Annotated in this window: 7 protein-coding genes; 5 read left to right on the top strand and 2 right to left on the bottom strand. The window is 55.4% G+C overall.

The features are described 5' to 3' along the window. Positions 1-34: 34 nt before the first annotated feature. Positions 35-1,102, bottom strand: coding sequence for an ABC transporter substrate-binding protein (locus tag LBK75_08970; GenBank protein MDR1158412.1), 1,068 nt, complete (start codon positions 1,100-1,102; stop codon positions 35-37). Positions 1,103-1,428: 326 nt separating this feature from the next. Between LBK75_08970 and LBK75_08965 the strand changes: the two genes are divergently transcribed. The 4 genes from LBK75_08965 (at position 1,429) to LBK75_08950 (ending at position 10,090) form a co-directional block, all read left to right on the top strand. Then, positions 1,429-2,733 carry an S-layer homology domain-containing protein gene (locus tag LBK75_08965; protein MDR1158411.1) on the top strand — a complete coding sequence of 435 codons (1,305 nt, stop codon included), beginning with the start codon at positions 1,429-1,431 and terminating at the stop codon, positions 2,731-2,733. A 551-nt stretch (positions 2,734-3,284) separates the two neighbouring features. Further along, complete coding sequence (locus LBK75_08960) at positions 3,285-7,061, top strand: glycoside hydrolase family 3 C-terminal domain-containing protein (GenBank protein MDR1158410.1); 3,777 nt, start codon at positions 3,285-3,287, stop codon at positions 7,059-7,061. 104 nt (positions 7,062-7,165) lie between these two features. Beyond that, positions 7,166-8,590: an S-layer homology domain-containing protein gene (locus tag LBK75_08955; protein MDR1158409.1), complete on the top strand. Its 1,425-nt coding sequence runs from the start codon at positions 7,166-7,168 to the stop codon at positions 8,588-8,590. Positions 8,591-8,884: 294 nt separating this feature from the next. After that, a complete protein-coding gene (locus LBK75_08950) occupies positions 8,885-10,090 on the top strand; it encodes an XRE family transcriptional regulator (protein MDR1158408.1) in 1,206 nt (401 codons plus the stop codon). Between the two features lie 624 nt (positions 10,091-10,714). Here LBK75_08950 and LBK75_08945 read toward each other — a convergent pair. Then, a complete protein-coding gene (locus LBK75_08945) occupies positions 10,715-11,767 on the bottom strand; it encodes a peptidyl-prolyl cis-trans isomerase (protein MDR1158407.1) in 1,053 nt (350 codons plus the stop codon). A gap of 226 nt (positions 11,768-11,993) precedes the next feature. On the opposite strand from LBK75_08945, the gene LBK75_08940 reads away from it, so the two are divergent. Further along, a partial coding sequence (locus LBK75_08940) for a hypothetical protein (GenBank protein MDR1158406.1) occupies positions 11,994-12,621 on the top strand: 628 nt, incomplete at its 3' end.

Here is a 12,621-nt window from a genome sequence, read left to right as displayed (position 1 = left end):
CGAGCCATGCCATGGCTTGGAAGGTGGGCAGGCGCTATGCGCCGCCCTCCCAGTGGCGCGTGGCGTCGCTCTCGGGGATATCCGCCGGGACGAAATCGTTTGTGTAGATGTCTGTGGGGAGGATGTCCCCCGGTTCCCAGAGGTCAATCTCCTCGGAGATCTCAAACCACTTTTCGATGTAAGCGGGGTCTATGTTCTTGTTTTCGTCGAAGTAAAACGAACTGAGATCCGACGGGTCGAGGTCCAAAAAGTCAGCGACGATTGCCTTGGCCTCGTCGATGTTATTGTTGATCCAGACCCGCGCCCGGTACAGCGCGTTCACGAAGCCCTGCACCACGTCCGGGTGCTCTTGGATGAAATCCTCCCTGAATCCGCGTGTGGAGAGGCCGGCGCCGGGGCTTCCGAACATCTCCCAAGTGTTGAAGATCTCACGCACCTCACCGGTCGCCAGCGCGGCGCCCGCGTGGGGTGGATGGGAGGTGGTGATGTCGACCAGGCCCTGCACCAGCGACTGTTCCAGCGTACCGGCCTCCAGCGTCACAAACTCGGCGCCCTCCGGGTCGAGCCCCCGGGTCTTTAAATAATATTTCACATAGCCGTCCTCGCACGGGTTGATGCGGGTGATGGCCACCTTGTGCCCGACGGCCTCGTCCAGCGACTGAATCGGGCTGTCCTTTTGCACCAGGTAGCGCACATGCGTGTACTCCTCATGGTCGACGATACCGGTGGTCACGGCGATGGACTTCATACCGGCGAGCCGCGCCTGCGCCACCACCGGCGGATGGGACTGGACAAAGACGTCGACTTCGCCCTGGGTGAGGAGCTGGTGCTCCGTGACGCTCTTGTTCAGCGCGCCGATGTACTCGATTTGAATGCCCTCGTCACGAAAGAAACCCAGCGCGTCCGCCACGTTGAGTTCATTGAAGGCGGTGATCGTGATCATCCGGAGCGTGAACAGCTCGTCCCCGCCGTCGTCCTGCGCCACACCGCCCTGCGAGGCGGGCGGCGCGGCGTCGTCGGCCGTCTCCCCGGCCGCACACCCAGGCAGCGCCAGAAGCAGCGCCAAGGCCAGCAGCCACGCCCACAATTTGACATGTTTCATTGCATTCCCCCACTTTCCAAATACATATTAAGAATATATGTATTATATGTCTCTATCATACCGCATTTTGGCGAATCTGTCAAGAGGGGAAAAGGGAACAGTTCATTTTTGTCTTGTTTCCGGCCCCTAGTAGGCTGTGTCATCTAAAGGTTGTCAGCAAGCGGCGAGGATTTTTTTCGTCAGACAAGGCGGCGGGTCCCGCTGATACTGGCGTGTATCAGCGGGTTCCGCCAACGCTGTCTGGCGGGAAAAAGACCGGCGCTTGGTAAACATTTAGGTGACACAGTCTACTAGAATATTACATGTGCTGTTGGGAGGTAAACAAATTGAGGCAGAGATACCGGTTTTTCGCGTTGGCGTTGGTGCTGACGCTGCTCGCCGCGGTCGTACCCGGCGTGATCGCGCGCTCGTCCGCCGACGCGGACAGGGACGTACCGACGCGCACCGGGTCGATCGACGGGGAGATCTTGTTCACCCGGGAGGAATTTGTACGGCGCGCGGGCGGGGACACCCCGTTGGAGGGCATTGTGTTGATCGCGCTGCCGCCGCCCGAAATTGGGGCGCTCGTCTGCGACACCCGCACGATGATGGCGGGTGAAGCCGTTGTGGCAGACGCGCTGGACACACTGCGTTTTGTGCCCGCTGCGCTTGGTACGGCGGAGACGAGCTTTTCTTATCTGCCGGTGTTTGACGGGTATGCCCATGGGGCGCCCGTCACCGTGCGGCTGACCCTCGCGGCGCCCATAAACCGTCCGCCGGTGGCGGAGGATCTGACCCTCGTCACGTACAAGAACATTGCCGTCACACAGGCCTTCAAGGGGTCGGACCCCGACGGGGACGCTCTCCTTTACAAGGTCACGAAGAAGGCACGGCGCGGCGACGTGGAGGTCGGGACGGAGGATCTGTTCACGTACACGCCTTATCGAAACAAGACCGGCGCCGACACATTCTCTTATGTGGCTGTCGACACCCAGGGACACAACTCCGAGGAGGCCGTTGTCAATATCAAGATCGAGAAACCGAAGACAAAGACCACTTACGCCGACATGGAGGGGCATCCCGCCCACTTCGCGGCGATCCGGCTGTGTGAAGAGGGCGTATTTGTCGGTGAACAGATGGGGAATCTGCACTATTTCAGCCCCGAGTTGCCGGTCAGCCGCGGGGAGTTCATCACACTGGCCATGACGGCCGTTGGGGATCGGGCGGTGACGCCGGCGGCGGTGACGGGTTTCTCCGACGACGCGGTGACGCCCGCCTGGGTGAAGCCTTACGCTTCGGCGGCCATCAAGGCCGGGGTCATACACGGCGTGGGCTTGCCGGACGGGCGCAAGGCGCTGCGCGCGGACCGGCCGGTCACACGCGCGGAGGCGGCGGTGATTTTAGACAACATGCTGCGGCCGGCCGATGCGGGCCAGCCGGTGTTTGCCGACCGCGACGCAGCCCCCGCCTGGGCCCGGCAGGCCGCCGCCAATATGAATGCGACGGGCGTTCTCAGCGCTTTCCGCGACGGGACCATGCGGTTGTCGGAGACACTCACCCGCGCCGATGCCGCCGAGATGCTGTGGCATGCCATGGAGGTCAAAGAGGCCCAGAATCCCCCAAAAGGGCTTCTGAGCCGCGTCTTCGGATAAAAGAAAATCAAATCAGCCGCAGGCCCCCGGCCCGTCTTTAAGAAGGCGGGCCGGGGGCCTGCGGCATGTCCGGCTGACGACTGAGAGGATTTCTCAACTCAATCGATATTGAAGACGATTTTCGCGATTTTACAGTTGTAACGAGCGATTTCTGCAAGAAAAGAAAACGTTTCCGCCGCTCAAAAAACGCCGGAAACGCATACCTTTCCAGGTGGGCGCATTTGAGAGTTTTTTATGATTTTCCCTTGTAAAAATATGTTAAAAATTGGAAGTATTGCAGAAATTTTTCGAAAATCGTACAAAATAGTCTATTGACTTTGCTGAAATGTTGTAATATAGTAGAGCTGATATTTCTGAAAGCACTGTGTTATCTATACGCTGGAAAGGTATACCTTTATGAGTTGCGATGATGGAAAGGGGGAGATGCCGGCAAAAGGTCAAATAGCACCGTGGAAGGGGGTGTGTCGTCCAAAGGCGCGGTAAGATAGATCAATTTTTGATTCCGGCTACACCGGGTTAGGTCAGGAAAGAAGAAAGAAGGGGACAATTCCATGCAAAAGAACAATGTGAAAAAATTGTTGGCACTCGCTGTGACACTGATCATGATCATCAGTCTGTTTTCCGGCTTCGGCGTTGTATCTGCGGCGGACCCGCCGGAATTCCCGGCCATTTATCCGGAAAGCGCCATCAAACCCTTGGATTGGGACGACCCGAGATTGGATGCCCTGGCTTGGGGCGTCGTCAACGCCCTGACGACGGTGGAGCTCTACGATCTGCAGGGCGGTTCCAACACCACCCGCGGCCGTAACACCGGCGTCTGGGAAGACAGCTATACCTGGGGCACCGGTTATGTGCACATGGTCGGCGCCCTGGGCGTCCCGGTTATGCGCTTCTGGGACGGCCCCCAGGGCGTCGTCACCGTTGGACACTTCGATACAACGCTGCCCCCCTCCGAGCCCGCCGCGGCCGCCACGTGGGACAGGGACGCCATGTATAAGTACGGTACGTCCTACGGCCGGGACAACAAAGCCTCCTCGGCCAACGTCCAGCTGGGAAGCCAGATCGATGTGATCCGCTCCACGCACTTCAGCCGCAGCCGCGACACCCTGAGTGAGGATGCGTATCTCGGCGCCCAGTTGGCGGTTCAGTTCGTCAAGGGCATGGAGGACCAAAACGTCGCCGCCACGCTGAAACACGTGGCCGGGTACAACTTCAACACCGGCACAAACCGCGACGTCAGAGTCGACGAGCAGACCTTCCACGAAAACTGGATGGCGGCGCCCAGAGCGGCCATCGTGGAAGGCGGCGCCTCGGCCATCATGACCTCCTACAACAGGATCAACTTGCCCTTCTACGACACCTGGGCCGCGAACGACGCACCGAAATTCTACTCCAGTCAGGGCAACGCTTTTTACCCGCAGGTCGGTATACCCAATCCCAACGCAATCCAATCGGAGAAAGAATTTCCCGTCGGCTACCAAGCTGCCTGGGACACATATCTGCTGAAGGACACCCTGCGCAACATGTATGGTTACCAGGGCCTCACGATGACAGACTGGGGCGGAAACACGACGTTCTCCGGCTTCTCGGGCACCACCCTTGAGACCGGCACGATCTCCCGCAACACCCAGGCCAGATTTGAGGAGGCCATAGACTTGGGTTACGGTACCTTGGAAGACGTCAGGCTGAACGCCTATTACAACCTGAAGGCCATCGGCAAGCTCGGCTATCTGGGTCTCGTCCAGCTCGATGACAACGGCGTGGCCATCCGCGGTACGATCGCAGGCGGCCACAACTCCATCGAGCTCGCCCATCCGCTGGGCCAGGAGAGATATGACATTCTCTGGGAGAATGAAGCGCTCAACTTGGAGGTCGAGACCAAGGGCGCCGTCCTCCTGAAAAACGAGAACAACGCGCTGCCGCTGAAGGACGCCGCCGGCAAGAAAATCGCCGTGATCGGTCTCTCCGGCCAGTACGCTCTGACCAGCCACTACTCCGAAGCCTCCGCCGGCTGGGTGCAGGCCAAGTTCTCCCCACTGGAGAAAATTGATGAATTGATGCCGAACTCCGACGTCAAGGGCTACATCGGCGTCAACGACATCGTCGGCGAGCCCATCCCGGCCGATCTTCTGTGGTCCGAGATCGAGAGACCCACGCAGCCCCAGTACACCGGCGATTATGACGGCGTCACCGCCGGCGTCAATTTCACGGTCGGCGACGCGGCCACGGCCTCGGAAGCACTGACCAATACGGTCAGCAAGATCCTCCCGGATCTCAAAGTGCTTACCGGCACCAACGATTATAAGAACGGCCCCACCGGCAACGGCATTGTGAAGGGGCAGGCCGGCCGAGTCGTCACTTATCTGAAGGCGCCCGCCGACGGCATCTATGGGTTCAAAATCCTGAACATAGGCGGTACCCGTTACGGCGCCGTCAGCGACAGTCGAATCAGCCTGCTCGGCGACGACATGGAGGTCGAAAGTTCCACGGACATCACTTTCACGGCAGCCCCCAACTTCGGCCGCGGCAGCAGCATCCCCGCCGGATCGGGCTACGGCACGTCCAGCGACGTGGCCACCCGTGAGGGTCTGAATATCCCCGCAACCTTTACGAGCGTGACCCTGATCAAGGACCGTTGGTATAAGCTAGAGACTGGCATGTGGACCACCCTCAACGCCAAAGACGCGCAGTTTCAAGTGAACTGGCTGCCAGGTAACACGACCGACGCCTCCCGTGCGGCCGCTGTGGCCGCCGCCGGCGTACCTGGCACCGACGTGGTCTTCTTCGCTCATCAGAGAAGCAACGGCGGAAGCGCGGCCGCAGAAACCACCAATACACTTGCCGCCGTACAGGTGTCACTTCTGGAAGAGGTGTCCGCCGCCGCGCGCGCCGCGGGCAACAAAGTCATCTTCGTGGGCAACATCTCTCTGGCCGTTTCCATGCCGTGGATCGACAAAGTGGATGCCGTTTTGTGGATGTGGTTGGGCGGCGACACGATCGGCACAGCGACGGCCCAACTGTTGACCGGCGTCGTGAACCCCAGCGGCAAGACGACGATCACCTTCCCGACGGACTCGCAGCAGTCCCAATTCGGAAACGAATACAACCAAAACGCCAACGTCGCGTCTCCGGGTACTTACAGCGTGTACTTCGAAGGGATCTACGGCGGCTACAAATGGTATGATTGGCAGAAGAACGGGTCGGATGGGGTCTTATTTCCCTTCGGCTACGGTCTGTCCTACACCACATTTGGGTACTCCAACCTGAAAGTCGTCCCGACCCCCGGTGCGAAGTACGGCTACACCGTCTCGGTGGACGTCGAGAACACCGGCGATGTGGCCGGCGGAGAGGCTGTCCAGGTCTATCTGAGTGCGCCCAAGGACTATGTGATGCCCGCCCTCAACCGCAATCAGATCATAGAGGAAGTCCAGATCGCCAAGAAAGCGCTGGTACAGTTTGACAAGGTGTACCTCGATCCCGGCGAGAAACGTACCGTTACCATGGACGTGGGCTGGGAGCAGCTGATGTACTGGGATATCAACGCGCCGCTCGCCACGCAGTCTGACGGCACAAAGGGGAAGTGGCAGCCCGTACTTGGCGAGAGAACCTTTATGGTCGGCGGCTCTTCCGCCAATCTTCCTCTGTCCGCGACAGTCACGGTGGAAAAAGTGGTAGGCGAAGGTGAACTTGTCGCCGGTATCATCGCTCCGGCCGTTCTGGACACTGTTTCTTCCGGAGCGCTGAGCTACGGCGTTACCGTGAGCAATGTGCCCGGGACCAATGCCTTCGAGCTCACGGCCAAGTTCGACAGTGCCAAGCTCGACTATGTCGACAGCGTCATCAACATTCCGGATTCGTTCAGCCCATTCTTCCTGAAAGATCCGACTTACAACGCCGAAACCGGTGTATACAAGGCCGCCATTGTACTGCTGAAACAGGGGGTGGTCTGGTCGGTTGAAGATCCCGTCAAGATACTGACGGTGAACTTTAAGGCCAAAAGCGGTCTGACAAACAATGCTCAGGTCAAAGGAGAGCTCACATCGGTCCTGATACCCGAGGTGTCGCCGACCGAAGTGATCGCCGCTTATGCCGTGCTGAACCCGTCCAGCGCCACGGCCGTCGTCTCAAACCAATGGCGTTTTGACGTCAATGTTCCGGGCGGTGACGGCTACATTGACATCCTTGACCTTTCCTGGGTCATCAACAAATATTATCTGTATATGGCCGGCGACGCCGGCTGGGCTGACGCCCAAGCATTTGACGCCAACGCCGACGGCATCGTCAATCTGGCTGATATCTTGATCATCAGCTCCTATTTCGCCGCATAACCAAACAACCGACAGACACACGTCATTCAACATTCAGTTTCATATCCGCCGCCGTATATCCGCGGCGGCGGATATGAAACACTTTTGGAAAGCGAGAAATAATCATGAAGAAGATTCTCATTGCGCTCTTGATTGTCATTCTGACAACGGGTCTGTTGGCCACGACGGCGGCGGCGGCCGTGGTTGGCGTACTTGACTACAGTGTATCTTCGACAAGGATCAATATGACCGAAGCCGGAACCGGCAGTTTTGACATAACGGTGCCAGGTTCGGCGGCGCCGTATGCCGGCGTCGAATTTGAGATTCAACTGCCCAGCGGGGTCACGATCAGCTCGGTCAGTTACAGTTTGACGGACGCAGCCGAAAATCTTCCGATGACGCCTCCTGGCGGCCAGAAGCCGGATACGGTTTACTTTTCATGTTACGCGTTGGAAAATAAATTTACCGCCGCGCTGACATGTACGGTCAGCGTTGTTTACGAGGGTTCGGTTGAAACGGCTCTTGTTATCAAAGAAATCAAGCAATATACAAAAATCGGGGAAAAACCGGACGATCCTGTACATACGACTGAGGATCGCGTTTCGGATAAGGAGATCAGGGTCGCGCTGGTTCCATTTGGCGGCGGCACATCCGCAAGTTCCACAGATGCGACGCTTTTCAGTCTGACAGTCAGCCCCGGTACGTTGACCCCGGCTTTTGATCCGAATACAACTTCCTATACATCCTCCGTGGCCAACGGCGTGAGCGGCGTCACCGTAACGGCGGTTGCCAATCACGCAGGCGCGAAGGTGGCGGGTGCGGGTGCGCTCTCTCTGGCCGTGGGCGTGAACAGGCTCACGGTTACCGTGACCGCTGAAGACAATGTAACGAAAAAGGAGTACGTTATTACCATAACCCGCGGTTCGAGCGGCGGTTCGAGCGTCGTAAGCGGTACAGAGGATGTCGGCGACAACACGGCGCCGCTCGCGTCGCTCTTCCCGTTCACGGACGTCGCGGAGAGCGACTGGTTCTACGGCGATGTGTACTATATGTGGGAAAACGAATTGATGAACGGCATGTCGGTCACGCTGTTTAGCCCCGACAGGACACTTACCCGCGGCATGGTGGTCACCGTGTTGTATCGCATGGAAGGGAGGCCTGACGTTTCCGAATTGGGCAACCCCTTCCCCGATGTGGCTGCGGGAGAGTATTACACCGACGCGGTGATCTGGGCGGCGGCTGAAAAGATCGTACTCGGCTATCCGAACGGCAAATTCGGTCCCAATGAAAACGTCACGCGGGAACAACTCGCGACCATCATCCACCGCTATGAGAACGCCCTTAAAAAGATACCGGAGAACACAGCCGAAACGCGCGACTTTACCGACAAGGACAAGATCAGCGGCTATGCGCAAGAAAGCGTGAACGCGCTGGTTTTGCAGGATATCATCAGGGGCAGGTCAAACGACGCGTTCGACCCGCAGGGGACGGCGACCCGCGCCGAGTTCGCAGCGATGCTGCACAGGTTCTTAGTGGCCGTGAAACAATAGGACACCCGCACCTTGGTCATTCATATACACTTTCTCTCCTTTTTAGATATCCTTACTCGTACAGACCGAAGGCGCCGTTCAAAAATGAGCGGCGCCTTCACCGATTTATCCAGAGTATGCGCCTAGGGCTGAGAGAGGATGTATACTCCGCAGCCCCATCATTTGTGGCCTTTGTCAAATTCCTGATGAATCCTCTTGACAAATCAATATACCTTGTGTTATGATTGGCAATAACAGCGATTTGCGATTGTATAAAAGGCCAAAACGAAGAGAAAAAATCGGAGGCCGTCTGAAATGGATAACAAATATGAACTTAGACTATTTGATGAATCGCTGCTTTTGTTTGAAATGACAAGCGGAGCGTTTGAGGCGCTTGATGTCAGCCATATATCAGTTGTGCCGAAAAAGGCGGAATTGCTGCCGATGGATCTTCTCCCAGCTGAGCAGATCAACCCCGATACGCTCGGCGACTGGCTGAGACGGCGCGTCATACCCAAAAATAGAGCATTTGTTGAGGAGATTTTACAATCGCTTGGTTTGTCCGCCGATAACCCAAAGGGCATCATTGATGTCTGCAAAGGGCTGTCGCTGAATGATAGCTACTGGGTTGTTCCGCAAGGGTTTGACGGCACATTTGCGGACTGTAATCTCTATGAAAATCGTTTTTCGGAGATGCTCTCGCTTGTGGCGTATACGGGCGCTCCTCACGGCGACGTGGTGTTCACGACATCCCCTGAACTGACCACGGATGGAATGCTTCCAAAAGCGTGGCGGTTCATTGACAGAGATGGTATTTATCTGTACAAGGGAGGTACGTCAGGAGCATCCAACACAGGTAAGGAACCCTACAGTGAGTACTATGCTTGCCAGATCGCCGAGCATATGGGTATCCATGCGGTTCACTATGATTTGGAGAACTGGAAAGAAATTCTCGCTTCAAAGTGTAAGCTATTTACTGATATCGACACGGCATATGTGCCGATCTATCGTATCGTAAAAAATAGTAGTTTGGCCGCTGTTGTGCGATACTATGACCGGCAAGGTCAGACATTTGCCGACAGCATACGAGACATGCTCGTTTTTGATGCGCTCATATACAATGAGGATAGGCACTTCAACAATTTTGGCGTTCTTCGAGACAATCATTCCGGTAAAGTGATCGCGCCCGCGCCAGTGTTTGACAATGGCAATGCGCTGTTCAACTTTGCCTCGAAGGACAGTTATGCTGACTTAGATAAGTACGCTTTGACGAGATCACCTCATCCCGCTTGCGGGGCGAAATTCGAGAGCATTTGTGCGTCGGCTATGACACCGCGTCAAGCGGCCATGCTGCGTAAAATGCTGGGATTCACTTTTGCGCGCCACCCGAAAATCAATCTCCCTGAAGACAACCTTAGTGCAATTGAACGTCACATGCAAAAACGGGCGTCACAGCTACTTAGCCTTGGCAGTATCCAATCTGTTGTCCCCGATGATACGCTACGGTCTGACCCAGTGTAGGGCAATGGAATATTCTGCAACCTAGAGCCCCCGGCGCTCGTCTCCCGGGAGTGGATTGGAGGCCTGAGCTTGAGACACTCCGTCGTCGAGGCCTCTGACGGGGCGCGGAAGCAAATAAGAAAATACGTACCCTGCCGGCAGTCGGGGCGGTTAAACCACTATATATAGGAGTGCGCAACCAGATATAGTAGAAAAAAGTGAGAATAAACAATAAAAAACAGAACAGACTGTTATTTTATGGATAATAGTCTGTTCTGTTTTTTTGAGAAAAATAGAAGACATTGAAGTCTATACCGACTGTGGCAGAAAGGGTTGCCGAGATTGAGCGCATCTGGAAAGGTATACCTTTTAGAAAGCGTTGATATAAGATCAAAACTTATGATTTTTCCTTATTATATCCCAAATTAATATAAAAGTCAAGGCCCTATTTGTTTGAATTTTGTAAGTTTTGGTCAATCCGAGGAAGACCGGATGGGTACATTGGATGTGTCCAGAAATGTATACCTTTATGAGCCGGAGTCGTATCGCCGCAAATTGCTTTGCACAAACAGCGGGCTTGTTGTTCAAGCGCGATCACACACAGCAGGCACTTTTGTATTGTCACGAATGTCGATGCTACGAGCGTCAGCGCCGGCGCGGTGATTCTTGGCCTTCCGGATAGGAAATAGGATATTTGTCGATGATACTTTGGATATCTAAATTTTCTTTTGCGTAACGGCTCCACGACTTCCAGAGCGGGTCTCCCTTTGCCACAAAATATACCAGCTCATATCCGTTTTTCGTGTCGAGAACGCTATAGTCGCCCGGCACACGCACGTTGTCGAATACCCAGGACTCCACTTCGTCAAATGACGCGGCGCTGTAATTCTGCGGCGACAGGTTGGTGTACAGACCTCCATACTCGATGTCCCCCTCGTCTGTTGAATACTGCCCCACCAAGTCGATAAACGATTCCTCGGATTTGTCGCCGTTTTCGAACTTTTCCAGGACGTCCAACGCGATTTGCTTGTTGGTGAAATTGATGAGTCGCAGGGACACCTCGTGACAGTCGGGGAGTATGACTTCGTTTTTGTGCTCTTCATAAAACGCTTCAAGCTCTTGGTCGGTGGCGGTCATGTTTTCACGTATGTAGCTCTCATAGGATTTGCCGGTTAAACTCCGCTCCAAGATGGCATATACCTCCTCGTGAGACATGGCGACCCCGTACTTATCCTCATATGCCTTTTCTTCTGTGATGCCTTCCTGTTCGATGTAGACATTCAGGCTTTCAAAGTATGCATTGATACTCTCTGTTTCTTGTTCGTCTATTGCGTATCCATTGACCTTCGACTCAAGATACATCGCGACAATGCTTTGCAAGTCTTTTATCGTGTTCTCTGTAAACATCTCCTCCATCGTGAGCTCGGAGTCTTGGTAAAACTGTTCGGCCAGTGGAAGATTGGGGTCAAATCCACTTGCTTGTCCCTCTTCGCTGTTGTAATACGTATTGATTCCAGAGACGACATGGAAGTTAAATTCGGCGTAATAGATCGGTTCTTCGCCGACGTAGAAGGCCACGGAATCCTTCGTGATCTCCGGTTCCGGCGTACTTGACGGGCTCGGCTCCGGTGGATTGTCACACGCGGTCAGCGCCAGATAGAAACAAGCACATAGGGCAATTAAACGGTATTTTTTCACAAGATACAACCCCTATCATTTGTTGTTTTTAATCATTATAATTGTTTTTGATTCCCTTGTCAACCCATATTTTGCGCTCGGTAAGACTCGCATCATGAAAGCAACACCCCGCCTCTGAGACGCGGGCGCGGGGTTGGGGAGGTGAAACAAAAATGTAGCATTTGTCGCGCTTTGGCATTTTCACAGATGGGCTAGAAGACATTCCATGAAGAGAAGAGGGGTATTCGTGAAAAAATTTTTTAGCAATCTTATGGCTGCCCTGGTCGCCATCATGGCGGTCAACCTGTTTTTGCCTGTGGCGAGCGCGGACGCGCTCTCTTATTCGTTGGATCCGGTCACCGTGAACCTGGATGCCGCTCAAAGCGGCCGCTTTCAAATCACCGTTCAGCCGGACGCGCCGTTCGGCGGTGTTGACTTCCTGGTGTCGTTGCCATCGGAGGTGGAAATCACAAGCGTTTCGTACAGTGTCTCCGGAATAAGCCCCTCTCCCGGCGAGAGGGAGGGCGGTATCTATTTTGGCATTTCAAGTCTGATGAATGCTTATACCGATCCACTGGTCTGTACGGTCAATATCAAGTATACCGGTACGGGTACGGCGCCGTCCGACATTGTCATTTTTTTGGTCAGGCTGACCAAATATACCGGGGAAATTGGCGTGATTGACACAGCTATCGTCCCACCCTTTGGGGCCAATCTAGTCACCGCGGTTCCCAATTCCGGTTCAAATCCTCCCAGCCCTGTTCCGGCTGTCACCGGCGTAACGGTCACGCCCGGTACGGCCAGCGTCACGAGAGGGACGACGCAGCAGTTCACCGCGTCCGTGGCCGCGGTGGGCGGCGCGGCGGAGACAGTGA

This window comes from Oscillospiraceae bacterium (assembly GCA_031265355.1).
GTDB lineage: Bacteria > Bacillota > Clostridia > Oscillospirales > UBA929 > JAIRTA01.
The sequence above is the reverse complement of the archived record's forward strand: the minus strand, read 5'-3'. Positions and strand labels throughout refer to the sequence as shown.